25 protein-coding genes are annotated in these 23,751 nt (G+C 67.6%); 23 read left to right on the forward strand and 2 right to left on the reverse strand.

Annotation, left to right across the window (positions count from 1 at the left end):
• Positions 1-60: 60 nt before the first annotated feature.
• On the reverse strand, positions 61-1,275 hold the full coding sequence (locus HDC31_RS17500; RefSeq protein WP_218867900.1) for a LysM peptidoglycan-binding domain-containing protein: 1,215 nt from the start codon (positions 1,273-1,275) through the stop codon (positions 61-63).
• 123 nt (positions 1,276-1,398) lie between these two features.
• Between HDC31_RS17500 and HDC31_RS17505 the strand changes: the two genes are divergently transcribed.
• Entirely contained in the window at positions 1,399-1,761 is a 363-nt protein-coding gene (locus HDC31_RS17505; protein WP_371861849.1) for an Rv2175c family DNA-binding protein, read from the forward strand.
• Positions 1,762-1,765: 4 nt separating this feature from the next.
• Here HDC31_RS17505 and HDC31_RS17510 read toward each other — a convergent pair whose 3' ends face one another.
• Positions 1,766-2,854 (reverse strand): polyprenyl synthetase family protein, encoded by a 1,089-nt coding sequence (locus HDC31_RS17510; RefSeq protein WP_308431919.1) that lies wholly within the window; start codon positions 2,852-2,854, stop codon positions 1,766-1,768.
• Positions 2,855-2,951: 97 nt separating this feature from the next.
• Here HDC31_RS17510 and HDC31_RS17515 point away from each other — a divergent pair, with 97 nt between their 5' ends.
• The 22 genes from HDC31_RS17515 (at position 2,952) to HDC31_RS17620 (ending at position 23,715) form a co-directional block, all read left to right on the forward strand.
• A complete protein-coding gene (locus tag HDC31_RS17515) occupies positions 2,952-3,326 on the forward strand; it encodes a DUF3040 domain-containing protein (protein WP_046749329.1) in 375 nt (124 codons plus the stop codon).
• 265 nt (positions 3,327-3,591) lie between these two features.
• Positions 3,592-4,023 carry a division/cell wall cluster transcriptional repressor MraZ gene (mraZ, locus tag HDC31_RS17520; RefSeq protein WP_017830220.1) on the forward strand — a complete coding sequence of 144 codons (432 nt, stop codon included), beginning with the start codon at positions 3,592-3,594 and terminating at the stop codon, positions 4,021-4,023.
• A 102-nt stretch (positions 4,024-4,125) separates the two neighbouring features.
• On the forward strand, positions 4,126-5,064 hold the full coding sequence (gene rsmH / locus HDC31_RS17525) for a 16S rRNA (cytosine(1402)-N(4))-methyltransferase RsmH (RefSeq protein WP_046749328.1): 939 nt from the start codon (positions 4,126-4,128) through the stop codon (positions 5,062-5,064).
• Positions 5,061-5,627, forward strand: coding sequence for a hypothetical protein (locus HDC31_RS17530; RefSeq protein WP_046749327.1), 567 nt, complete (start codon positions 5,061-5,063; stop codon positions 5,625-5,627). Before rsmH ends, HDC31_RS17530 begins: the two co-directional genes overlap by 4 nt.
• Positions 5,628-5,652: 25 nt before the next feature.
• Positions 5,653-7,422, forward strand: coding sequence for a penicillin-binding protein 2 (locus HDC31_RS17535; protein WP_058632795.1), 1,770 nt, complete (start codon positions 5,653-5,655; stop codon positions 7,420-7,422).
• A gap of 27 nt (positions 7,423-7,449) precedes the next feature.
• Positions 7,450-8,862: a UDP-N-acetylmuramoyl-tripeptide--D-alanyl-D-alanine ligase gene (gene murF, locus HDC31_RS17540; protein WP_179516387.1), complete on the forward strand. Its 1,413-nt coding sequence runs from the start codon at positions 7,450-7,452 to the stop codon at positions 8,860-8,862.
• Positions 8,859-9,965: a phospho-N-acetylmuramoyl-pentapeptide-transferase gene (gene mraY, locus HDC31_RS17545; RefSeq protein ID WP_046749324.1), complete on the forward strand. Its 1,107-nt coding sequence runs from the start codon at positions 8,859-8,861 to the stop codon at positions 9,963-9,965. Before murF ends, mraY begins: the two co-directional genes overlap by 4 nt.
• Complete coding sequence (gene murD / locus HDC31_RS17550; protein WP_113680232.1) at positions 9,955-11,490, forward strand: UDP-N-acetylmuramoyl-L-alanine--D-glutamate ligase; 1,536 nt, start codon at positions 9,955-9,957, stop codon at positions 11,488-11,490. The genes mraY and murD overlap by 11 nt, the downstream gene beginning before the upstream one ends.
• Positions 11,459-12,664 carry a putative lipid II flippase FtsW gene (gene ftsW / locus HDC31_RS17555; protein ID WP_113680245.1) on the forward strand — a complete coding sequence of 402 codons (1,206 nt, stop codon included), beginning with the start codon at positions 11,459-11,461 and terminating at the stop codon, positions 12,662-12,664. The genes murD and ftsW overlap by 32 nt, the downstream gene beginning before the upstream one ends.
• Entirely contained in the window at positions 12,661-13,737 is a 1,077-nt protein-coding gene (locus tag HDC31_RS17560; RefSeq protein WP_058632799.1) for a glycosyltransferase, read from the forward strand. The genes ftsW and HDC31_RS17560 overlap by 4 nt, the downstream gene beginning before the upstream one ends.
• 39 nt (positions 13,738-13,776) lie before the next feature.
• Complete coding sequence (gene murC / locus HDC31_RS17565) at positions 13,777-15,177, forward strand: UDP-N-acetylmuramate--L-alanine ligase (RefSeq protein WP_113680231.1); 1,401 nt, start codon at positions 13,777-13,779, stop codon at positions 15,175-15,177.
• A gap of 3 nt (positions 15,178-15,180) precedes the next feature.
• The gene (locus HDC31_RS17570) at positions 15,181-16,113 is read left to right on the forward strand and encodes an FtsQ-type POTRA domain-containing protein (RefSeq protein ID WP_113680230.1); all 933 of its coding nucleotides are present in this window, start codon (positions 15,181-15,183) and stop codon (positions 16,111-16,113) included.
• A 164-nt stretch (positions 16,114-16,277) separates the two neighbouring features.
• A complete protein-coding gene (gene ftsZ / locus HDC31_RS17575) occupies positions 16,278-17,420 on the forward strand; it encodes a cell division protein FtsZ (RefSeq protein ID WP_046749319.1) in 1,143 nt (380 codons plus the stop codon).
• Complete coding sequence (locus HDC31_RS17580; RefSeq protein WP_082738595.1) at positions 17,417-18,124, forward strand: YggS family pyridoxal phosphate-dependent enzyme; 708 nt, start codon at positions 17,417-17,419, stop codon at positions 18,122-18,124. The genes ftsZ and HDC31_RS17580 overlap by 4 nt, the downstream gene beginning before the upstream one ends.
• Before the next feature lie 43 nt (positions 18,125-18,167).
• Entirely contained in the window at positions 18,168-18,641 is a 474-nt protein-coding gene (locus tag HDC31_RS17585) for a cell division protein SepF (RefSeq protein ID WP_046749318.1), read from the forward strand.
• 3 nt (positions 18,642-18,644) lie between these two features.
• Positions 18,645-18,944, forward strand: coding sequence for a YggT family protein (locus HDC31_RS17590; RefSeq protein WP_046749317.1), 300 nt, complete (start codon positions 18,645-18,647; stop codon positions 18,942-18,944).
• A 181-nt stretch (positions 18,945-19,125) separates the two neighbouring features.
• Positions 19,126-19,716 carry a DivIVA domain-containing protein gene (locus tag HDC31_RS17595; protein WP_113680229.1) on the forward strand — a complete coding sequence of 197 codons (591 nt, stop codon included), beginning with the start codon at positions 19,126-19,128 and terminating at the stop codon, positions 19,714-19,716.
• 9 nt (positions 19,717-19,725) lie between these two features.
• Positions 19,726-20,400, forward strand: a complete 675-nt coding sequence (gene lspA, locus HDC31_RS17600; RefSeq protein ID WP_082682713.1) for a signal peptidase II — start codon at positions 19,726-19,728, stop codon at positions 20,398-20,400.
• Between the two features lie 2 nt (positions 20,401-20,402).
• The gene (locus tag HDC31_RS17605; protein ID WP_046749314.1) at positions 20,403-21,323 is read left to right on the forward strand and encodes an RluA family pseudouridine synthase; all 921 of its coding nucleotides are present in this window, start codon (positions 20,403-20,405) and stop codon (positions 21,321-21,323) included.
• 50 nt (positions 21,324-21,373) lie between these two features.
• Complete coding sequence (locus HDC31_RS17610) at positions 21,374-21,973, forward strand: GNAT family N-acetyltransferase (RefSeq protein WP_113680244.1); 600 nt, start codon at positions 21,374-21,376, stop codon at positions 21,971-21,973.
• 31 nt (positions 21,974-22,004) lie between these two features.
• Entirely contained in the window at positions 22,005-22,592 is a 588-nt protein-coding gene (locus tag HDC31_RS17615) for an RNA polymerase sigma factor (protein ID WP_113680228.1), read from the forward strand.
• The gene (locus tag HDC31_RS17620) at positions 22,585-23,715 is read left to right on the forward strand and encodes a hypothetical protein (protein ID WP_058632805.1); all 1,131 of its coding nucleotides are present in this window, start codon (positions 22,585-22,587) and stop codon (positions 23,713-23,715) included. Before HDC31_RS17615 ends, HDC31_RS17620 begins: the two co-directional genes overlap by 8 nt.
• Positions 23,716-23,751 lie beyond the last annotated feature (36 nt).

Below are 23,751 nucleotides of genomic sequence, written 5' to 3' on the forward strand. Positions count from 1 at the left end.
ACTGCCTGAAAGACAGGGGAGCGGCTCACCCCTCGCACCTGCGGGTTTTCCCGGATATCGTCAACCGTGGAGCGCGAGCCAGGCATATGCTTGCGCCTCCCACTGTCCGTACCTCTCCGGATAGGCCGAGATCTGGACCGCCTGAGCAGCGTCGGTGAAGGCCATGTTCTCCCAGCCGGGGATGTCGAGAAGCCCGCGGGTCACCTGGCCGTTGGGGTCGCTCTGCCCTCCGTAGAACACGCGAGTGCTCCGATCGGCGTCCATGATCTGGGCCGGCGTTCCCCAGCCGGTGCTCGGACGCTGCTGGAAGATGCCGAGTGAGTCGCGGTCGCCCCAGTCGAGGTTTCGCAGACCCGACTCGACCATGCCGGTGGCGAGAGCGATCGCGATCGCCCGATCGGACACCCCGATCTCGCGGCCGACGCGGATGATGAGCGCGGCGTTCGAGGCCTGCTCGGCCGTCAGCACCGCTGTCTGCGGGCCACCCGCCGCCGAGGGGGTCGCCGACGGGGCCGGTGCAGGCGCTGTCGGCGGAGTGCCCTGGAGGGAGAGGGCCTGGCCCGGGTAGATGATCGACGACGGCCCGAGACCGTTCGCGGCGTACAGCGCCTGCGTGGTGGTGCCGTACTTCTGCGCGATGCCGAACAGGGTGTCGCCTGCGACGACGGTATGGGACGCGGCGGACGCCGGGGCCGGAGCCGGAGTCGGCGCCGCGGCCGCTATGGGAGCGGCAGCAGTCGGCGCGCCGACCGAGCCGCTGATGACGAGGTTCTGGCCGGGGTAGATCACCGAGGCGCGTGTGAGCCCGTTCGCCGCGAGGACGGCATCGACGGACGTCCCGTACTTCCGGGCGATGGCGTACACGGTGTCGCCGGAGACGACCTGATGCGTCGCGGCGGCCGCGGGAGCAGGGGCTTGGGGCGTCGCAGGGGCTGCCGGCGCGGGCGAGGGCGCGAGCGTGAGTGTCTGGCCGGGGTGGATCACCGAGCGCCAGGAGAGTCCGTTCCAGGTCAGGACATCGACCGTGCGCAATCCGAAGCGCGAGGCGATCGCCGAAACCGTGTCGCCGGGCTGGACGCGGTAGGTCGATGGTGCGGTCTCGGCGGGTGCGACGCGTGCCGGAAGTAGGCGAGGCCGCTCGACGGCAGTCGTGTCCGCGTGCACAGTCGCTCCGGCCGGCGCAGCGGTGAGAGTGGTCGCCAGTGCTCCGAGCACCGCTGCAGGCACTCCGATCTGCAGGTGTCGCGTTCGCCGTGTGGCGGTCTTCAGAGTCAAGGTCTGCCCCCTTTTTTCGAGCTTTTCACGCTGACACGGATGTAAACAGAAGTCAACAGAAGTGACGCAAGTGAACAGTGTGACTGGAGTGCCGACATGCGCAGATCATCCGGAGGTGAGATAGTGGGCGACGTGTCTGAGAACGTTGCCGGAACCCCTGCCGCCGTCGAGTGGCTGACGATGCCCGACCTCGTCGAGGTGCTCGACGAACCCCTCGGCCGTGTGCGCCGTCTGATCGATGAGCACTATCTCGTCGGCTCTCGTCGCAACGGAGCATTCGCGGTGCCGTCCGTCTTCATCGTCGACGGACACCCGCTGAGCTCACTGCGTGGCACCGTGATCGTGCTTCAGGACGCCGGGTTCACCGACGACGAGCTGATCGACTGGCTCCTCGCGGAGGAGGAGAGCCTGGGGCGTTCCCCGATCGACGCCCTGCTGGCCGGGCACAAGAGTTCCGTGCGGCGCTTGGCGCGCACGCTCGCCTGATCCGTCAGGCCGAGCGCACCGTCGCCGCTCGTGCGAGATCACGCAGCTCACCGACCGCGGCGTTGTCCAGTCGGGCGCCTGACAGGGCGCGATCGGCGTCGCGGGCATAGCCGGTGATCATCGCCTCCAGCTGATCCACGGCCCCCGAGTCGCGGATGGTGGCCTGGAGGAACGTCACCTGCTGCGGCGTGAGCTCCGGGTCGCCCAGCATCTCGTCCAGCAGGTTCCGCGCGGACGCGTCCAGCGTCTGCCTGGTGAGAGCGATCAGGACGGTTCGCTTGCCCTCCCGGAGGTCGTCCCCGGTCGGCTTGCCCGTGACGGACGGGTCGCCGAACACTCCGAGCACATCGTCGCGCAGCTGGAAGGCCATGCCGACGGGATGTCCGAAGCGGCGCAGCGCCTCCGTCTGATCAGGCTCGGCCCCGGCGAACGCGCCGCCGAGAACCAGAGGTTGCTCGATGCTGTACCTCGCGGACTTGAGCGATGCCACGCGCAACGCCCGTTCCGCGTGCAGGCTCCCGTCGTTCACGCTCCACGCCGATTCCTCGGCGATGTCGAGGAACTGACCGGTCGTGACATCCCTCCGCATCCTCGCGTACTCGGAACGCACGGCGCGTGCGTGCGCCTGCCCGTCGAGGGCCGATTCCAGCAGGTCATCGCTCCAGGCGACGAGGAGATCGCCGAGGAGGATCGCTGAGGCGCGGCCGAAGGCGTCTGCGTCGCCCGCCCATCCCGCGGCGCGGTGGGAGGCCTCGAGGGCACGGTGCGCGGCCGGACGGCCACGGCGTGTGTCCGAGTTGTCGATCAGATCATCGTGGACGAGCGCCGCGGACTGGAAGATCTCCAGCGCGGTGCAGATGTCCCACAGTGCATCGGGCTCTGTCGCGTCGCGGTCTCTGAAAGCCGAGACGGCACGCCAACCCGCATGGCAGAAGCGCGCACGCAGGCGTTTGCCGCCGTCGAGGGTGCCGGCGGCCGCGTCGAGGAACGCCGCCGCGTCCGGACCGTAGTCCGTCGCTTCGTCCCGCATCCGCGAGAGGAAACGGTCGAGGTGTGCGGCGACGGCGTCGGGGACGGGGGAGGAGGACGGCACGACTCCCAGCATACGTAAAGCAAGGGTGGGTCGAACTGCTAGCCCCGGACGCCTTCGCGCGCGTAGAATGGAAGGCACGATACCCGAGGGGGACGAAATGCCACTCTCCGAACAGGAGCAGCGTCTGCTCGACGAGATGGAACGCCATCTCCTTCACAATGATGCCGACGTCGTGACCGCGCCGTCCGGTGACCGAGCTCTGAGCTACCGAAATCTCGTCTACGGTGCGCTCCTGCTGCTCGCCGGTGTCGGTGGTCTGGTCGCCGGAGTCATCCTCGGCGGTGTCTGGGGAATCGTCGTCGGCGTCGTCGGTTTCGCGGCGATGCTCGCCGGAGTCATGGTGGCCGTGACGCCCGTTCGGCGGACGACCGCGACGGCACCGCGAGAGCACTCCGCACCGAAGCGACAGGAATCCGCGTCGTTCATGGATCGTATGAACGATCGATGGGATCGACGCCAAGACGGTCACTGACCTCTCTCACATCTTCACCACCGAAGCCCGGATGCTCAGCATCCGGGCTTCGGTCGTTAACGCCGGGCGGGGGAGGGTCGGCCGCTGACCCGGCAGATCCCTCCACTCATCCTCCACCTTCCTCCACCGCGGAATCTCGCGGTTTTTTGGCGTGCCCGCTCGCACTGACCGCGATCGTCTGCGGATTGGTCGTAGGTATGTGGAGGAAAGTGGAGTAAAGTGGGGCGCACCTCGAGTTGGCCGGACGCAGAGGGGGTGGTGGCCGATGTTGCTGGGTACGCACTCTCCGAAGCTGGACGACAAAGGACGGGTCATCCTTCCTGCGAAGTTCCGCGAAGACCTCGGCGGCGGCATCGTCGTCACCCGAGGGCAGGAACGGTGCCTCTACGTGTTCAGCACGGCCGAGTTCGAGGCGATGCACGAGCGGATCCGGCAGGCACCGCTCGCCAACAAGCAGGCGCGTGACTTCATGCGCCTGTTCCTCTCCGGAGCCAGCGCGGAGATGCCAGACAGCCAGAACCGCATCACCATCCCGGCGCACCTGCGTCAGTACGCAGGTCTGCAGAAGGAACTCATCGTCACCGGAGTCGGCGCCCACGCCGAGATCTGGGACGCGGAGAGCTGGAACGCCTACCTCGCCGCCGGCGAGGAGACCTACTCCGACCTCGAGCAGGAGGTGATTCCGGGACTCTTCTGACCACGGCTGTGATGCCCCGCCGCTCCCGCCCCGACACACTTCCCCGGTGCCGGGTCGAGAAGCGGAGGGGGATCAGAGCCGAAGGTCACCCCGAGAAAGATCATGAACCTCCGAGACATCCACACCCCCGTCCTGCTCGACCGCTGTGTCGAGCTGCTCGCTCCTTCCCTTCACGCGGACGGTGCGGTCCTCGTCGACGCCACCCTCGGCATGGGCGGCCACTCAGAGGCGCTGCTCGAACGCTTCCCGAACATCCGTCTGGTCGGGCTCGACCGCGACACCGATGCGCTGCGCATCGCGGGGGAGCGGCTGGCCCGCTTCCGCGACCGTGTGACTCTCGTACACACGGTGTATGACGAGATCGGCCTGCATGCGCAGGGCGCGTCCGGCATCCTGTTCGATCTCGGGGTGTCCTCCCTGCAGCTCGACGAGGCCGAGCGCGGCTTCGCGTACTCCAAGGACGCTCCGCTCGACATGCGGATGGACCAGACCAAGGGCGTCACCGCCGCCGATGTCATCGCCACGTACAGCGAAGGCAACCTCCGTCGCATCTTCGAGCGGTACGGCGAGGAGAAGCTCGCCGGCCGCTACGCCCGCTTCATCATCGAGGCACGTCAGAAGCAGCCCATCACGCGGTCGGGCGAGCTGGTCGACATCCTCATCGCGGCTACTCCCGCTGCCGCGCAACGAGCGGGCCACCCCGCCAAGCGCGTCTTCCAGGCGCTGCGCATCGAGGTCAACACGGAACTCAATGTGCTGGCCGACGCGATCCCCTCGGCCATGGATGCGCTCAGCGTCGGAGGACGCATCGTCGTGATGTCGTATCAGTCGCTCGAAGACCGCCTCGTGAAGCAGGCGTTCGCCGCCGCGGCCGCCTCATCCGCACCTGCCGGTCTTCCGGTCGAACTCCCCGAACACGCCCCGCGATTCCGCATCCTGACCAAGGGCGCAGAACTCGCCGACGATGATGAGCGCGCGCGCAACCCGCGGGCGATCCCGGTGCGTCTGCGCGCCGCCGAGAAGCTGCGGGAGAGCGCATGAGCCTGAACGCCGTCGTCCGGAAGCCGGTACAGCCGGTCGCGCCGGAGAAGACTCCGCAGCGGAAGCTGCAGCCGGTCACGCATCCCGCCGCCCGCCGCAAGCCCAAGCTCGCCTATGCGCTCGTCGCGCTGGGGGGAGCGCTCGCGATCGGCGCCGCGCAGATCGCGCTCTCGCTCGCGATCACCCAGGACTCGTTCACCCTCGCCAGTCTCTCGTCGCAGCAGCGCGAACTCAACCTCAAGACGCACGCTCTCCAGGAGGAACTGACCGGGGTCAGCTCCCCGCAGGTGCTCGCGAGCAGCGCGGCCGGACTCGGAATGGTGGTCGCCGGATCGCCGTCGTATCTGCGCCTCAGCGATGGAGCCGTCTTCGGTACCGGCGACGGCGCCGATTGGACTTCTACGGTCAACCCTGACGGCGTCGGAGCCGTGAGCAACTCGCTCATCGTGGAACCGCCGCCCCCTCCTGCACAGGAGACGGACGGCGCAGCGACGACCGAGCAGCCGACACAAGAGCTTCCGCCGTCGATCACCGACGGCCTGCCGAGCCCCACGACGCACTGACACCCACGATCGACGGAGAGATCCCATGACGACACGAGCCACCCGCGGACCGCGGCGACGCACAGTCGTCGCCCTCGCCGTCATCCTCTCGGTGCTGTGCGCCTTCGTCGTGCGGCTGGTCGACATCCAGGTGGTCAGCGCCGACGAGCATGTCTCCGACTCTCTCGAGCACATCGGGGCGAGTTCAGCCATCTCCGGACAGCGCGGATCGATCGTCGACTCCTCCGGGACAGTGCTCGCCTCCAGCGTGATGGTCTACGACGCTCAGCTCAGCCCCCAGGTCATCATGCTCATGGAGGAGAACGACCCCAAGCTGCCGTGGGCCGAGGCTTCCGAGAAGATCGCGGCCATCACCGGGCAGACCGGGGAGGAAGTGCGTGCGCTGGTGTCGAACGCCCTCGCCGAGAACCCGAACAGCCAGTACGCACCCCTCAAGAAGGGGCTGAACACCGAGCAGTACATGAAGCTGAGGGACTTGGGAGTCGGCTCCTATCTCGCACTCAAGGCGCGCGAGACCCGGGTCTACCCGAACGGCGCGGTCGCCGGGAACCTCCTCGGCTACCTCGACAGCTCCGGCGAGGCGCAGGCCGGCGTGGAGCAGCTGGACGACTCCTGCCTCGCGCCCGTCGACGGCGAGGAGAGCTATCGCATCGGCAAGGACGGGGTCGTGATCCCCGGGAGCGAGCGCACGGTCGACGCCGTGAACGGCGGCTCCGTGCAGTTGACCATCAACAGCGACCTCAACTGGTACCTGCAGCAGATGATCGCCGAGGAGGCGCAGACCCAGGGCGCCAAGGGCGGCACGGTCACGGTGGTCGAGGTGAAGACCGGCAAGATCAGGGCGGCGGCCGAATGGCCCGCGCTTGACCCCAACGATCTCGATGCTTCGACACCGGCGACGAGGGCCAGCCAGATCTTCCACAGGGACTTCGAGCCGGGCTCGACGTTCAAGGCGATCACCGCGGCTGCAGCCATCGAGGGCGCCGGCCTCACCCCCTACAGCACCGTCAGCGCGGCCTCTCGCGAGAAGTTCCCGAACGGCGCCGTCGTCAACGACGCCTTCACCCACCCCGCCTACAACTACACCCTCGCCGGCGGACTCATCGACTCGTCGAACGTCGCACTGTCGAAGTTCGGCACCATGGTGAGTCCCGAGGTCCGCTACGACTACCTCGAGCGGTTCGGGGTCGGCGACAAGACGCTCGACTTCCCGTCCGAGGTCGGCGGCATCCTGCACCCCGTCAAGGACTGGGACAGCCAGTCGCTGTACACGACCACGTTCGGTCAGTACTTCACGGTGACGGCAGCCCAGCTCGCCGGCGCCTACCAGGCGATCGCCAACGGAGGAGAGAAGATCGATCTCTCGCTCGTCGAGTCGTGCACGGGATCCGACGGCAAGGTCACCACACCGGCAGATCCGAAGCACGAGCAGATCATCAAGGAGCAGACGGCAGGCGAGCTCACCCGGATGCTGGAGAACGTCGCGGTGCAGGGCGGCAATGCGGAGCGCATCCAGGTGCCGGGCTACCGCGTGACCAGCAAGACGGGTACTGCCCAGGTCTCCGACGGCAACGGTGGATACAAGTCCGGGGTGTACTACACCAGCATGGTGGGCTTCGCGCCGGTCGACGATCCGCAGTACGTCGTCGTGGTCACCCTCGACGAGCCGACTAAGGTTGTATCGTCCGCGGCCACCGCATCCGCCTTCCAGAAGGCGATGACGCAGGTGATGAAAACCTATCGCGTGATGCCGTCCTCTGTCCCGATGGACGAGCTCCTCCCCAAGTTCGGATAGTCGGCGAGAGCCGCGCATGGAGATGACATGATCGCCCTGACGCTCGCTGAGATCGCCGCCGCAGTCGGCGGTGATCTTCGCGTGGTCGCACCAGACACACCCGAGACCGTGGTCGATGGCCTGGTCGACACGGATTCGCGGATGATGGGCCCCGGCTCGATCTTCGTGGCCAAACCCGGAGCCGAGACCGACGGCCACCGATTCGTCGGATCCGCCGTCGAGGCGGGCGCCGTGCTGGCCATCGTCGAGCATCCCGTCGACATCGCGGTGAGCCAGATCATCGTCGCGGATGCCGTCACCGCACTCGGCGCACTCGCCAGAGATGTCGTCGCGCGGGTCCGAGCCGCAGGTCAGCTCCGCATCATCGGCATCACGGGATCCAACGGCAAGACCACCACCAAGAACTTCCTCGCACGCATCCTCGAGGACGAGGGCGAGACCGTCGCGCCCGTGAAGTCGTTCAACAACGAAGTCGGCGCTCCCGTCACCATGCTTCGTGTCACGGAGAGCACGCGGTACCTCGTGAGCGAGTTCGGAGCGGCGGCTCCGGGGAGCATCGCCCACCTCGCCGGTCTCGTGGAGCCCGACATCGCCGTGGTGCTGATGGTCGGCATGGCGCACGCCGGCGGCTTCGGCGGAATCGAAGCGACGGCGAAGGCCAAGGCCGAGCTCGTCGCGGCGGCCCGGGTGCCGGGGACTGCCGTCCTGAACGTCGACGACCCCAGAGTCGCGGCGATGCGAGAGCTCGCGGACTCCCGCGGGCTGCGCACGGTCGGCTTCGGCCAGGGCCCGACGGCCGATGTGCGGGCCCGCGACATCGAGGTGTCGGCCTCCGGCACCGCCTGCATCGTCGAGGTCGGCGGGCAGAGCCTGCCCCTGCGGCTCCGGGTCCTCGGGGCTCACCACATCTCCAACGCTCTGGCAGCGATCGCCTCGGCGCTGGTCCTCGGCGTCTCGCCCGTCGATGCCGTGGCTCGTCTGGAGACCGTCGAGATCGCCGAACGGTGGCGGATGCAGCCCCTGGGCAACGACCGCGTGCGGATCATCAACGACGCCTACAACGCCAGCCCGGATTCCATGGCCGCTGCCTTGCGCACTCTCGCGCAGATCACCGGCCCCGAAGAGCGCACGGTCGCCGTCCTAGGTGCCATGAGCGAGCTCGGGGAGAGCGCGGGGGAGGAGCACGACCGGATCGGGCTGCTCGCCGTGCGTCTGAACATCCAGCGGATCGTGGTCGTCGGCGCTGAGGCGCGACGGCTGTATCTCGCCGCCGTCGGAGAGGGCTCGTGGGACAGCGAGGCTGTGCATCTGCCCGACCAGGACGCGGCGTTCGAGTATCTGCGCACCGAGCTCCGCGACGGCGATCGCGTGCTCGTGAAGTCATCCAACTCCGTGGGCCTCCGGCATCTCGGCGATCGTCTGGGAGAATTGTTCTCGTGAGGTCTCTCATCATGTCGGCGGCGATCTCGCTCGCCTTCACCCTGTTCCTGACCCCCGTCTTCCTCCGGCTCTTCCGGAAGTGGGGCTGGGGGCAGGTGATCCGCACCCCGGAGTCCGTCCACAACCCGAGCCACGAAGCGAAACGCGGAACGCCGACGATGGGCGGCGTCATCTTCATCGTCGGCTCGATGGTGGGCTACTTCACCGGTGTTCTGGTCAGCGGAGAGGTGCCGGCGCTCTCGGCGCTGCTCGTGATCTGGCTGATGGTCGGTTTCGGTGCCGTCGGGTTCATCGACGACTACATGAAGGTGCGCAGCCAGCGCAGTCTCGGACTGTCGGGCTGGCGCAAGGTGATCGGTCAGCTGCTGGTCATGATCCCCTTCGGCATCGTCGCGCTGAATTTCCCGAACAAATGGGGCCAGACGCCGGCGAGTTCCGCGATCTCCCTGTTCCGCGACATCACCTGGCTCAACCTCTTCGCCTTCGGCGTGATCCTCGGGTGGATCCTCTATCTCGTGTGGATCTCGATCATCGGGGTCGCCACCTCGAACAGCGTGAACCTGACCGACGGTCTCGACGGTCTCGCGGCCGGAGCCGGCGTCATCGTCGTCGGGGCGTACAGCCTCATCGCCTTCTGGCAGTTCAAGCAGCCCTGCATCGGCGGAGACCCCGATGCCCTGGGCGGATGCTACGAAGTGCGCGACCCGTTCAACCTGGCGATCATCGCCGCGTCCTTCGCCGCCAGCCTGATCGGATTCCTGTGGTGGAACGCCCCCAAGGCGAAGGTCTTCATGGGCGACGTCGGATCCATGGCGATCGGTGGTGTCATCACCGCGATGGCCATCCTGACCCGGACCGAGCTGCTCCTGCTCGTGATCGCCGGTGTCTTCGTCCTGTCCTCCGGTTCGGTCATCCTGCAGCGCGCATACTTCAAGATCACGCGCGGCAAGCGACTGTTCCTGATGAGCCCGTTCCACCACCACCTCGAGATGCGCGGCTGGTCCGAGGTCACGATCGTGGTCCGCATGTGGATCATCGCCGGGCTGCTCGCCGTCTCTGCCGTCGGTCTGTTCTACGTCGAATGGCTGACCCGTGTCGACTGATCGGCTGGCAGGCCTCACCAGCTGGAACGCCGACTGGAGCGGCCTGCGGGTCGCCGTGCTCGGCCTCTCCATGACCGGGTTCTCGGTCGCCGACACGCTGGCCGAACTCGGCGCGGACGTGCTCGTGCTGAGCGAAGCCGCCGAAGAGGAGTACGAGCGTCTGCTTCCTGTCATCGGCGCCCGGCTCGAGCTGGGTCCGCTTGCAGAAGTCCCTGCCGTACTGGTCGAGTTCGCCCCCGAGGTCATCGTCGCCTCGCCGGGGTTCTCGCCGTCGCACCCGGTCATCCGATGGGCGCAGGATTCGGATATCGCGATCTGGGGAGACGTCGAACTCGCCTGGCGCGTCCGCGACAAGGTCCTGCGCTCCGACGGCGCACCGGCGGACTGGGTGCTCATCACGGGCACGAACGGCAAGACCACGACGACCCAGCTGACAGCCACCCTCCTCGTCGAGGGAGGACTGCGTGCGGCTCCGTGCGGCAACATCGGTGTGCCGGTGCTCGACGCGGTACGCGACCCCGCAGGGTTCGACGTCCTCGTGGTCGAACTCTCCAGCCATCAGCTCTGGTACCTGGGGCAGTCGCGGGCCGAGGGGGAGCTCTTCCCCTACGCGTCCGTGTGCCTCAACCTCGCCGACGATCATCTCGTCTGGCACGGTAGTGCTCAGGCCTACCGCGACGCGAAGGCCGTGGTCTACCGCAACACCCGGATCGCGTGCGTCTACAACAAGGCGGACGAGGCCACACGGCAGATGGTCGAGGAAGCGGAGGTCGTCGAAGGTGCCAGGGCGATCGGCTTCGACCTGGGGATCCCCGGTCCGAGTGACCTCGGCGTGGTGGAGGGCCTTCTCGTCGACAGGGCCTTCCTCGACGACCGGTCTCGCAGCGCTCTCGAGCTGACGACCGTCGCCGACCTCGAGGCTGCGGGTCTCGCCGCTCCCCATATCGTGCAGAACATCCTCGCAGCGAGCGCCTTGGCGCGGTCGCTCGGCGTCGAGCCCGAGGCCATCCACACGGCCCTGCAGTCCTTCCGCCTCGATCCTCACCGCATCCAGGTGATCGCGCGGCATCGCGGCATCACGTGGATCGACGACTCCAAAGCCACCAACCCGCATGCGGCCGCGTCATCATTGCGCGCGTACCCGGGCGCCGTATGGGTGCTCGGCGGGGATCTGAAGGGGGTCGACATCTCCGATCTCGTCGCCGACGTCGGGACGACAGCCCGGGCGGCCGTCGTGATCGGCGTCGAGCGCTCTGCCGTGGTCACGGCATTCCGGCGACACGCGCCCGGGGTGCCGGTGTTCGAGGTCGATGCTGGTGACACTGGACAGGTCATGAACCGTGTCGTGGAGATCGCCGCGGGAATCGTCGACGACGAGGGAACAGTCCTGCTGGCCCCGGCGGCGGCATCCTTCGATCAGTTCTCCGGCTACGCGGAACGGGGCCACCGCTTCGCCGAGGCGGTGCGGGACTGGATCGACCGGGGGAGTGCCGATGACACAGGTATCCCGCCCTCCGCGCTCTGAAGCCGGCGGTCTCGCTGCCAGGGTCTCGCTCGGACGCCGGTTCACCCCGGTGTCGACCGAGTTCCTGCTGATCGCGTCCACCGCCCTGCTGCTCACTCTGTTCGGCCTCGTGATGGTGTTGTCGGCGACCAGCGCCACCGCCGTGTCCAAGGGCGTCAATCCGCTGGACGGTGTGCTTCGTCAAGGGGTTTTCGCACTCCTCGGCATCCCGCTGATGTTCCTGATCAGCCGCCTGCCGATCGAGTTCCTCAAGCGGATGGCGTGGCCGGCACTCTTCGGCGCCGTGGCCCTGCAGATGCTGGTGTTCACCCCGCTCGGGATCGAAGACGGCGGAAACCGGAACTGGATCCGGATCGCCGGCTTCACGCTCCAGCCGTCCGAGTTCCTCAAGCTCGCTCTCGCCCTGTGGATCGCGGCCGTGCTGCTGCGCAAGCGCGCGATGCTCGGCACCTGGCATCACGTCTTCATCCCGGTGATCCCGGTCGGGGCACTGGCGATCGGCACCGTCCTCGCGGGGAAGGACCTCGGCACGGCGATGGTCCTGGTGCTCATCCTGCTCGGCTGTCTGTTCTTCTCGGGGGTCAAGCTCCGGCTGTTCATCATCCCGCTGATCCTCGGCGTCGTCGCCGTGCTCGCCTATGCGCTGTCCAGCGAGGATCGCATGCGGCGCATCACCGCGACGTGCGACAACATGGCGCTCTACTACACCGATTGCTACCAGTCGATCCACGGGATCTGGGGAATGGCGACCGGTGGCATCTTCGGTCTCGGTCTCGGCAACTCGCAGGAGAAGTACGGGTGGCTCCCTGCGGCGGGCAACGACTTCATCTTCGCCATCGTCGGCGAGGAGCTGGGACTGATCGGGTGCATCGTCGTTCTCGCCCTCTTCACGTTCTTCACGATCGGCGCGTTCCACATCATCCGCAAGACCTCCGACCCCTTCATCCGGGTGGCGGCCGGCGGCATCACCGTGTGGATCGTGGGCCAGGCCATCATGAACGTCGGCGTCGTCATCGGCGTCTTCCCCGTCATGGGTGTCCCGCTCCCATTCATGTCGCAGGGCGGTACCGCTCTGCTCGCCGTGCTGATCGCGTGCGGTGTGCTGCTCGCATTCGCGCGCACGATCCCTGTGACCGAGAAGCGACCAGCTGAGCGGGGTAGGGTCACCAGGTGACTTCGTATCTCCTCGCCGGCGGTGGCACCGCCGGTCACGTCAATCCCCTGCTCGCGGTCGCCGATGGCCTCCGCGCCCGCGATCCCGAGGCCACCGTTCTCGTGCTCGGCACTGCCGAGGGGCTCGAATCCCGTCTGGTCCCTGCACGCGGCTACGAGCTCCTCATCGTCGACAAGGTGCCGTTCCCGCGCCGACCGAACAAGCAGGCGATGTCGTTCCCCGCACGGTTCCGTCGCGCCGTCTCCCAGGTGCGCGCCCATATCCGTCAGCACGGCATCGACGTGGTCGTCGGCTTCGGGGGATACGCTTCCGCGCCTGCCTATGTCGCCGCTCGCCGTGAGCGCGTGCCGTTCGTCGTGCACGAGGCCAATGCCAAGCCGGGGTTGGCGAACGTGCTCGGTGCGCGGCGGGCAGCTGCCGTCGGCGTCGCGTTCGAGGGGACCCCGCTTCGTGGTGGCGAGGTCGTCGGCATGCCTCTGCGCCAAGAGGTCATCGCTCTGGACCGCGCGGCGTCGCGCGCTGAAGCGGCGGACTACTTCGGTCTCGACCCCGAACGGCCCGTCCTCCTGGTCTTCGGCGGCTCGCTGGGCGCGCAGCGACTCAATGAGGCGCTCGCTGATTCATGGCGAGACGTCCTCGACGCCGGATGGCAGCTGCTGCACGTGACCGGTGAGCGCAGTGATCTGGCAGATCCCGGTACGGACGGCTACGTGCTGCGCCGCTACGTCGACCGCATGGATCTTGCCTTCGCCGTCGCGGATCTGATCGTCTCCCGTTCCGGTGCGGCGACCGTGAGCGAGGTGAGCGCGCTGGGGATACCCGCGCTCTACGTCCCGTACTCCGTGGGAAACGGCGAGCAGCGCCTGAACGCCGCATCGGCCGTCGCTGCCGGAGCCGCCGAGCTGCTCGACGATGCGACCTTCGACGGCGATGCCGTGCGGCGCATCGTGGTGCCGCTGCTCGAAGACCGGGCGCGGATCGCGGAGATGGCTGCCGCTGCCCAGACGGCCGGAACCCGCGCAGGAACCGAGAACGTCATCACCCTCATCGACCGTGCACTCGCGGCTGCCTGACGCGTCCACGAAGCGGAAGAAAAGTAGACTGAAGCGGACATGATCAGACCCGACCTCTCCCTCCCCATTCCCGAGACGATCACCTCCGCGCACTTCATCGGCATCGGTGGATCCGGGATGAGCGGACTCGCCAAGATGTTCCTCGACGCGGGCATCCGCGTGTCCGGCAGCGACCGCGCAGACAGCGACAACCTGCGGGCGCTGGCCGCCGCGGGGGCGACGGTCCACGTCGGTCATGATGCCGCCCACCTCGGTGATGCCGACACGGTCGTGCACACCGGCGCCATCTGGCCGGAGAACCCCGAGTTCGTCACCGCCAAGGAGCGGGGCCTCCACGTCATCCACCGGTCCCAGGCTCTGCACTGGCTGATCGGCACGCGGCGCCTCGTCTCGGTGGCGGGTGCGCACGGCAAGACCACCTCGACGGGCATGATCGTCACGGCGTTGCGCGACCTCGACGCCGACCCGCACTTCGTCAACGGCGGCGTGATCGAGCAGCTCGGCGTGTCCAGCGCCACCGGGAGCGGCGACCTCTTCGTCATCGAGGCAGACGAGTCCGATGGCACCTTCCTCCTGTACGACACGGCTGTGGCGCTCATCACGAATGTCGACCCCGACCACCTCGACCACTACGGCTCCGACGAAGCCTTCCATCAGGCGTTCGTGCAGTTCGCGGACGCCGCGACCGAGGCCGTGGTGATCTCGAGCGACGACGCCGGCGCACTGCGCGTCGGTGCGGGCCTGTCGCACCCGAACGTGCTCACCTTCGGGCAGGCAGACGGCGCGGATGTGCGCGTCACCGACATCGTGGCTGCGGGGCCGGTCGCCGCCACGCTGACGCACGGCGACGAGCGCGCCCGGATGCAGCTCGCCGTCCCCGGCATCCACAACGCGATCAATGCGGCCGGCGCCGTCGCCGTTCTCCGCGCCCTCGGCTATCCGCTCGCCGACGCCGTTCGTGCGGTGGAGGGCTTCGCCGGTACGGTGCGTCGCCTCGAGCAGCACGGCGTCGAGCGTGGGGTCACCGTGTACGACGACTACTCGCACCACCCCACGGAGGTGCGAGCAGCGCTCGAAGCCATGCGCAGCATCGCCGGGTCCGGTCGGATCATCGCGATCCAGCAGCCTCACACCTACTCGCGCACGCAGCACATGTACCAGGAGTTCGCCGACGTCCTGGAGCAGTTCGCCGACCACACCGTGATGCTCGACGTCTACGGGGCCAGAGAAGACCCCGTGCCCGGTGTCACGGGCGAGCTCGTCAGCGGTGCGTTCCGTGACCCGTCGCGCGTCCACTATGTCGCAGACTGGCAGCAGGCCGCCGACTACACCGCCTCGGTCGCGCGAGACGGCGACTTCGTCGTCACGCTCGGGTGCGGCAACGTCTACCAGATCATCCCGCAGGTCCTGGACTCTCTGCGCCGGACCGACGAGGAGTAGCCGATGCGCCGGCCCGCACCGCTTCCGACCAGCCCGGAGTCTCCGGACGAGAAGGACGCCGCGCCGGAGGAGAGGTCCCGTCGGCGGCGACGCGATCCCGGAGCCGGTCAGGACACTCCGTCGACTCCTGACCCGGCACCCGGCGAGGAGCCGGACAGCACCTCGGTCGGCGACCCGCAGCAGACGTCGACGATGGATGTCTGGCGCGCGGCACGTGCGCGTCGGAAGGCTCTTCGTGCGGAGATCCGGCGTTTCACGCAGAGGTCGCGGCGGCGGAGGATCGTCTGGTTGAGCAGCATCGGCGCCGCACTGCTGCTGGTCGGGGGCAGCGTCGCCGCAGCGTACAGTCCGCTGTTCGCCGTGCAGAAGATCACCGTCGAAGGTGCCACGAGTCTCGATCCCGCCGCGATCGAGGCGGCACTGGGGGATCAGCTCGGCACTCCACTCGCACTGGTCGACTCCAGCAAGGTGAAGGCCGCGTTGCTGGGCTTCCCTCTCATCGAGACCTACGCCCTCGAAGCGCGCCCGCCGCATGACCTCACCGTGCGGATAGTCGAGCGCACTCCCGTCGGCGTGCTCCGCTCCGACGCCGGTTACACACTGGTGGACGCCGCCGGCGTGGTCCTTTCGACCACCTCCGATCAGCCGGCAGGGCAGCCGGTGCTCGACGTCGTCGGGGGTGTCGGATCGGCGGCGTTCCGGAGCGCTGGCCTCGTCGTGCGCACCCTTCCCGCGGACGTCCGCGCCGCTCTGATCGGTGTCCGCGCGACGACGGCGGACGACGTGACCCTCACTCTCAACGGCGGGTTGACGGTGGTCTGGGGGAGTGCGGAGGAGTCGGCGCTGAAGGCCGTCGTGCTCTCGAAGGCGATGGCGGCGAATCCGGCGGCGGGCTCGATCGACGTGACGTCTCCCGAAGTCGCCGTCGTCGGCTGAGCGCTTTCGTCGGGAATGGGGCGACACGCCCGTGTCTTCGCGCGTGCACGGCCGGGCGGCGCTTACCTTCGATCAAAGAGAACGCAATACCGGGAAATACTTTACACCTCTAGTTGAGGTTTAAGGTTCACCCACTTCCAGGCTCGAATAATCGGAGGCCGGCCATGAGCCAGAACCAGAACTACCTCGCCGTGATCAAGGTCGTCGGCGTCGGCGGTGGCGGCGTCAACGCCGTGAACCGCATGATCGATCTCGGCCTCCGCGGAGTCGAGTTCATCGCCGTGAACACCGATGCGCAGGCGCTGCTCATGAGCGACGCCGACGTCAAGCTCGACGTCGGTCGTGAACTCACCCGCGGTCTTGGTGCAGGTGCCGATCCCGAGGTGGGGCGTCGTGCCGCCGAGGACCACGCCGAGGAGATCGAGCAGGCGCTGACCGGGGCCGACATGGTCTTCGTGACGGCGGGAGAGGGTGGCGGTACCGGAACCGGCGGGGCGCCCGTCGTGGCACGCATCGCGAAGTCCATCGGCGCCCTCACCATCGGTGTCGTGACCAAACCGTTCTCCTTCGAGGGTCGCCGTCGCCAGAGCCAGGCCGAGGCCGGCGTCTCCAAGCTCAAGGAAGAGGTCGACACCCTCATCGTGGTGCCGAACGACCGTCTCCTCGAGATCAGCGACCGCGGTATCTCGATGATCGAGGCGTTCGCCACGGCCGACCAGGTACTCCTCGCCGGTGTGCAGGGCATCACGGATCTCATCACGACCCCCGGTCTCATCAACCTCGACTTCGCCGACGTCAAGTCCGTGATGCAGGGAGCAGGCTCCGCGCTCATGGGCATCGGCTCCGCTCGCGGTGCAGATCGCGCGATCAAGGCCGCAGAGCTGGCTGTGGAGTCCCCGCTCCTCGAAGCGAGCATCGAGGGTGCGCACGGCGTTCTGCTGTCGATCCAGGGTGGTTCCAACCTCGGTATCTTCGAGATCCATGACGCGGCAGACCTCGTCAAGGAAGCCGCTCACCCCGAGGCAAACATCATCTTCGGTACCGTCATCGACGACACGCTCGGCGACGAGGTGCGCGTGACCGTGATCGCAGCAGGCTTCGACGGCGGTGAGCCCTCGCTGCGGCTGGACCCGATGGTCGTCTCCCGGCCCTCGACGACTCCGCTCCCCGAGGTGGCGCTCGACGAGGAGACGGACAACAAGCCTGAGCCGGTCAAGCCCGAGCCGATCCAGCAGCGCGTTCCGACCACCAGCATCGAGCCGGCTTTCGCGGACGACGACATCGACATCCCTGAATTCCTGAAGTGACCTCTCCGGTCGACGGCCCTGGGCTCGCACCTCTGGCTACGCGGCTGTCGGCGATCGATGACAGGATCGCCGCAGCCGCGCAAGCCGTGGGACGCAATCACGACGAGATCACCAGGATCGTGGTGACGAAGTTCCATCCGGCGTCGCTGGTGCGTGATCTGCACGAGCTCGGAGTGCGCGACGTCGGCGAGAACCGTCAGCAGGAGCTGTCGGCGAAGGAGAGCGAGCTCACCGAGCTGGATCTGCGATGGCATTTCATCGGCCAGGGCCAGACCAACAAGGCGAGTGCGATCCGACGGAGCGCGTCAGTCGTGCATTCGGTCGATCGCGACCGCTTCGCCGACGCCCTGCACCGCGCGGCCGATGATGACGATCAGCTCGATGTGCTGGTGCAGATCAACCTCACCGACGATCCCGGCCGCGGGGGAGCGGCGCCGGCGCAGGCGGTCGCTCTCGCGGAGCACGTCCTCTCGCTGCCGTCGTTGCGCCTGCGCGGCGTGATGGCGGTGGCGCCGCTCGACGAGGAGCCTGCCTCCGCCTTCGCACGATTGCACGGCATCGCGGAGAGCGTCCGTGCGATCGACCCTTCGGCATCGTGGATCTCTGCCGGGATGACGGGGGACTTCGTCGAGGCGATCGCCGCCGGCGCGACACACCTGCGGATCGGTTCCGCAATCACCGGCCCCCGGCCTGACCGGGGTTAACCTGTGAACAGACCAGCCCGACACGTTCGAACCGGAGGACACGATGGGTAACCCACTGAAGAAGACCATGGTGTATCTCGGCCTCGCCGACGAGGAAGAGGTCTACGAAGAAGAAGCGCAGGCGCCCGCCCGCGCTCACCGCGAACGCGATCGTGACCGCGAGGAGCCGGCACCGGCCCCCGTCACGCCGCTTCGCCGCCCCGTCGCCGTCCGCCAGCCGTCTGCAGGAGCCGTGAACGAGATCCTCACCGTCCACCCGAAGCAGTACCGTGACGCCCAGTTGATCGCGGAGAGCTTCCGCGAGGGTGTCCCGGTCATCATCAACCTCTCGCAGATGAGCGATGCCGATGCGCGTCGCCTCATCGACTTCGCGAGTGGGCTCTCGCTCGGCCTCTACGGCCGGATCGAGCGCGTGACCTCGAAGGTGTTCCTGCTGTCGCCGGAGAACATCGCGGTCTCGGGTCACGGGGGCATCGCACACGCAGACGCCGAGTCTGCGAGCTTCGACCAGTCGTAGCCCGTGCAGCTGGTCTCGGTCCTCGCGAGCATCGTTCATCTGGTGCTCCTCCTGTACGTCATCGTGCTCTTCGCGCGGCTGATCCTGGACTACATCCCGATGTTCAATCGGGAATGGAGGCCCAAGGGCTTCGGCCTCGTCGCCGCCGAGGCGGTCTACACGCTCACCGATCCCCCCATCCGGTTCTTCCGACGGATCATCCCGCCGCTGCGGATCGGCTCGCTGTCGCTCGACTTCGGGTTCGCACTCACACTGCTGATCGTCCTGATTCTGATGAACATCGTCCGACTGTTCGTCCGCTGAATCACCGGCGTGTCCCGTGTTCCGGCTCCGGTGAGTTCCCGCTCTCTGAGTGTCGTGACATCGCGGCACCGATGCGCGGGGGCTATGCTGGCACCCAGGTGCGCGCCCCGGGTTCGCGCCACATCACGACCACGCCATACATCGATACTGGCAATCGAACTCATCGAAAGAGGAGCCACCCATGGCACTTACCCCGGATGACGTCGTCACCAAGCAGTTCCAGCACGTCCGCTTCAAGGACGGCTTCGACCCGGACGAGGTGGACGACTTCCTCGACGAGATCGTCATCGAGTGGCGCAAGGCTCTCGAGGAGAACGTCGAGCTGAAGGCCAAGCTGGCCGCGTACGAGTCCGGTGCTGCCCCTGAGGCCGCCGCTCCCGCTGCCGAGGCCCCCGCCGCAGGTCCTGTCGCCGAGGCTCCGGCAGAGCCGGCTCCGACCGGATCCGCGACCGCCACCGCCGGCATCATCGAGCTCGCGCAGCGTCTGCACGACGAGCACGTGGCCGAGGGCGAGGCCAAGCGCAACCAGCTCATCTCCGAGGCTGAGACCGAGGTGGCTCGCATCCGCACCGAGGCCGAGGCCAAGCAGCGCGAAGAGACCGCACGTCTCGAGCGCGAGCGCAACACGCTTGAGGCTCGGATCACCGAGCTCCGCAACTTCGAGCGCGACTACCGCTCGCAGCTGCGCGGCTACATCGAGGGCCAGCTCCGCGAGCTCGACGAGAAGTCGACCTCCACGGACTCGACCCCTGTCTCCGCGATCGGTCTGTAAGGCGCCCTCTTGTCAGGACGCCGTCCCCTTCCTCGGTCGGCGGCCGGCGCGATCGTTGCGATTCTCGCAGCGCTCGTGCTGGCCGCCGATCAGTTTGTGAAGTACCTCACCATCGAGAACCTGCCCTATCAGGAGCCGGTCCCCGTGCTCGGCGAGTTCCTTCAGCTGTATTACGTGCGCAATCCCGGAGCTGCTTTCTCGCTCGGGTCCGAAGTCACGTGGATCTTCACCATCGCCCTCGCGGTCGTGGCAGGCGTGATCGTCTGGAAGGCATTCGGTCTGAAGTCCCGGCTGTGGGCTGTCGTTCTCGGTTGCCTTCTCGGCGGAGTGCTCGGCAATCTCAGCGACCGTCTTTTCCGCGAGCCCGGCTTCCCTATGGGACATGTCGTCGACATGATCTCGATGCCGTGGATGATGCCGGCGATCTTCAACGTCGCGGACGTCTTCATCGTGACGGGGATGATCTCCGTGGCGCTGCTCGTCGTGGTCGGCCTGCGCTTCGACGGGACGCGGGAACGCGATCACCAGCTCGTGCAGACCGAGGCCGAGGCCGAGGCTGCAGCGGCGGTCGAGGCGACCGACACCGATGACGACATGGTCGACGCAGCCGACGCGGCGCCCCTGCGAAAGGTCGATGACGACACGCCTTCGGAGGGCGCGGCACCCGCAGCGGAGGGACGTTGACCGTGGAGTCGCGGTCACTGCCTGTACCCGACGGTCTCGACGGCTCGCGTGTCGATGCTGCCCTGGCGAAGCTGATGGGTTTCTCCCGCACCTTCGCTGCTGACGTCGCCGCCGCCGGGGGAGTGCGTCTCGACGGCGTCACGCTCGACAAGTCCGATCGCTTGCGAGGAGGCGGCTGGCTCGACATCGAATGGCAGCCGAAGGAGGCGCCGAAGATCGTCCCGATCGCGGTGCCGGAGCTCGGCATCGTCTACGACGATGACGACATCGTCGTCGTCGACAAGCCGACGGGCGTCGCCGCTCATCCTTCCCTCGGCTGGGAGGGGCCCACCGTTGTCGGTGCCCTCGCCGCGGCGGGCTTCCGTGTCTCGACCAGCGGAGCGCCGGAGCGCCAGGGCGTGGTGCACCGGCTGGACGTGGGCACGAGCGGCCTGATGGTCGTGGCGAAATCGGAGCACGCCTACACGGTGCTGAAGCAGGCGTTCAAGGACCGTACGGTCGAGAAGATCTATCACGCCGTCGTCCAAGGGCACCCGGACCCGCTCGCCGGCACGATCGACGCTCCGATCGGGCGCCACCCCAATCACTCCTGGAAGTTCGCCGTCGTCCCGGATGGGAAGCCGTCCGTCACGCACTACGAGACCCTCGAGGCTTTTCCCGGCGCATCGCTGCTCGAGATCCACCTCGAGACCGGCCGCACGCATCAGATCCGCGTGCACATGGCTGCGCACCGGCACCCGTGCGTCGGCGACCCCCTGTACGGCGCCGACCCGACGCTGTCGGCGCGGCTGGGGCTCACCCGCCAGTGGCTGCATGCGCATCAGCTCGCCTTCGCGCACCCGACGACGGGTGACTGGGTGCAGTTCGAGTCTCCCTATCCCGCGGATTTCGAGCACGCTCTGGATGTGCTGCGCGGTGAATGATCCCCGTGTCTCGCCGGACATGTGTCCGTGAGGTGCGCGACACTGGGCGCATGACCATCGAGGTTCGTCCCGCGACCGATTTCGACGACGTCGCCACACTCGTCGGGCCGAGGAAGCCGACATCGAACGTGTGCTTCTGCCTGAGCTATCGCATCGGAAACAAGGAGAATGTTGCGCTGAGGGGTCAGGCCCGTGCCGATCGCGTGCGCGAACTCTGCCATCAAGATCCTCCTCCCGGAGTGATCGCGTACCTGGACGGGAAACCGGTCGGATGGGCGGCCCTCCAGCCGCGTCGGGAGACGAGCTTCGCCCGAAACCGGCTGATCCCGCACGTCGACGACCTCGACGTCTGGTCGCTGTGGTGCTTCCGGGTTCGCCCTGGGTACCGGAAGCAGGGGATCACGCATGCACTCGTCGAGGGCGCAGTCGCCTACGCGAGGGAGCGCGGAGCCCCGGCGATCGAGGGGTACCCCGTCGACAACGGCGACGAGAAGGTGAACTTGACGATGGCATACGTCGGCACTCGGTCGCTGTTCGAGAGCGCGGGGTTCGAGAGGGCCGCCGACACCCGTTCCGTGCTGGACGGGTTCCCCCGAGTCGTGATGCGGCTCGAACTCGGAGCATCGTCGACGTCGTCGAAGAAACCGTGAACCGCTCTGCGGCGCACGGCCAATACATAGCGTGACCACAGACAGCGAGATCATCCAGCGATCTCTTCAGCATCCGGCGGTGTTCGCCGAGCTCTTCGACAGACACGCGCGCGCCGTCAACGCCTTCGCCACGTATCGCATCGGCCGGCACGCGGCGGAAGACGTCCTGAGCGAGACATTCCTCGTCGCATTCCGCCGCCGAGCGGATTTCGACACGGACGTCGAGTCGGCGGCGCCGTGGCTCCTCGGCATAGCCTCGCGCCTGATCCGCCGCCATCGTGCGGTGGAAGCGAAACACTGGAGGTCTTTCGCAGCGTCCGTCTCTCAGCAGGATCATTCGTCGCTCGGAGGTCTGGACGACGCGATGTCGCGGGTCGACGCCGAGCGCGAAGTCCGATCCTTGAAAACGCGGATCGCGGCACTCGCCCCAAAGGACAGGGAGACGCTCCTGCTCTACGCGTGGCAGGGGCTGACATACGAGGAGATCGCCGTCGCACTCGCCGTACCGGTGGGAACGGTGCGATCGCGCCTGAACAGGGTCCGCACACGGCTGGACTCCACCCGAAGGATCCAGGCATTCGAGCAGCAGCAGAAGGGGGAGACCCTTGGACATGTTTGAGAAGGCCCAGCAGACCAGGCCCGACATCGACGGCGCTGAGGAGAACATCGCGGCCGCGCGAGCCGTTCTCCTGACCGCGATCGAAGGTGAGCGCAGGCCGGCACGTGCTCGAGGAGCGCGAAGGTCGTGGCTGATAGCCGCAGCCTCGCTCGGCGCGGTGGCTGCGGTCACCACCGGGGTGCTCGTGATGAGCGGCATCGCCGCGCCAGCCCCCGCACCGACGGTGGAAGCGGTGCCGACACGTGCGCCTGGTCCCGAGCTCGTGCCGAGCCGGGTGCCGACCCCCACAGCCACTCCGATGACAGGGCCTGAGGCGCTGCTGGGAGCTGCGAACTCCGCGGCGGGATTCGCGCCGCCCCAGCTTGCTCCCGGGCAGTATCAGCGCCGTGCTTGGACGACGGAGTCGTTGGGCGTGTTCGACGCCGATCTCGATACAGCCGGGCAACCTGGCTACAGTGTCTCGCGAGCTGCGGCGTCGAGTGGCTGGGTGATCAGTCGCAGTGGCGCCGACTACTCGCCTGCAGATCTGCGTTCGCAGTGGTACGGAGAGTGGGGCGCTCCGGTCGCAGGCAGCGTCTACGGCGATCAGACGCAGGGGCATGCGGAGCAGAGTGCGGCGATGCAGGGCTACGGGCCGGCCGTCTCGTTGTTCGCCTCGGCCGCCCCCCGGTTGTCCGAGGGCGGCGTCGAAGACGTCCTGTGGTTCTTCGAGTCGATGCCACGTGACCCCGACGCCATGATCGGCTGGATCCGCGACTACCTGGGCCCGGACGAGCAGGGCTGGGCCGATGGAAAGGTCGGGTGGCTTATCATCGGACTGCTCTCGCACAACGTCGGGGACCCGGAGCTGCGGGCGTCGATGTACCGCGCACTCAGCTTGCTTCCCGGGTCGACGGTGGGTGCCGAACTCAACGGCGAACGGGTGGTCACGTTCGACTCGCAGCTCGGCTCGTCCGAGACTGCGGAGACATCGCTGAGGCGCTACACGGTGACGATCGAGATGGCGACGGGGCTCGTGACCGAGATCACCGACACAAGTTCGGTCGGCGAAGGGGTGATCCCGAGTGACGTGCCGGATGTCCGGATGACCTTCGAGACGAGTGTGGTCGATACCTTGCCGTGACGAGTCTCGACGGGGCCCCGCCACCGACCTCCGGTG

This window comes from Microbacterium sp. JAI119 (genome assembly GCF_013410135.1).
Lineage (GTDB): Bacteria > Actinomycetota > Actinomycetes > Actinomycetales > Microbacteriaceae > Microbacterium > Microbacterium oxydans.

Coding starts and splice junctions, on each gene's coding strand:
- HDC31_RS17620 (WP_058632805.1), top strand. CDS start 22,585: ATGTTTGAGAAGGCCCAGCAGACCAGGCCCGACATCGACGGCGCTGAG.
- HDC31_RS17610 (WP_113680244.1), top strand. CDS start 21,374: ATGACCATCGAGGTTCGTCCCGCGACCGATTTCGACGACGTCGCCACA.
- HDC31_RS17535 (WP_058632795.1), top strand. CDS start 5,653: ATGACGACACGAGCCACCCGCGGACCGCGGCGACGCACAGTCGTCGCC.
- murF (WP_179516387.1), top strand. CDS start 7,450: ATGATCGCCCTGACGCTCGCTGAGATCGCCGCCGCAGTCGGCGGTGAT.
- murC (WP_113680231.1), top strand. CDS start 13,777: ATGATCAGACCCGACCTCTCCCTCCCCATTCCCGAGACGATCACCTCC.
- ftsW (WP_113680245.1), top strand. CDS start 11,459: ATGACACAGGTATCCCGCCCTCCGCGCTCTGAAGCCGGCGGTCTCGCT.
- HDC31_RS17570 (WP_113680230.1), top strand. CDS start 15,181: ATGCGCCGGCCCGCACCGCTTCCGACCAGCCCGGAGTCTCCGGACGAG.
- HDC31_RS17595 (WP_113680229.1), top strand. CDS start 19,126: ATGGCACTTACCCCGGATGACGTCGTCACCAAGCAGTTCCAGCACGTC.
- mraZ (WP_017830220.1), top strand. CDS start 3,592: ATGTTGCTGGGTACGCACTCTCCGAAGCTGGACGACAAAGGACGGGTC.
- ftsZ (WP_046749319.1), top strand. CDS start 16,278: ATGAGCCAGAACCAGAACTACCTCGCCGTGATCAAGGTCGTCGGCGTC.
- rsmH (WP_046749328.1), top strand. CDS start 4,126: ATGAACCTCCGAGACATCCACACCCCCGTCCTGCTCGACCGCTGTGTC.
- HDC31_RS17515 (WP_046749329.1), top strand. CDS start 2,952: ATGCCACTCTCCGAACAGGAGCAGCGTCTGCTCGACGAGATGGAACGC.
- HDC31_RS17530 (WP_046749327.1), top strand. CDS start 5,061: ATGAGCCTGAACGCCGTCGTCCGGAAGCCGGTACAGCCGGTCGCGCCG.
- HDC31_RS17585 (WP_046749318.1), top strand. CDS start 18,168: ATGGGTAACCCACTGAAGAAGACCATGGTGTATCTCGGCCTCGCCGAC.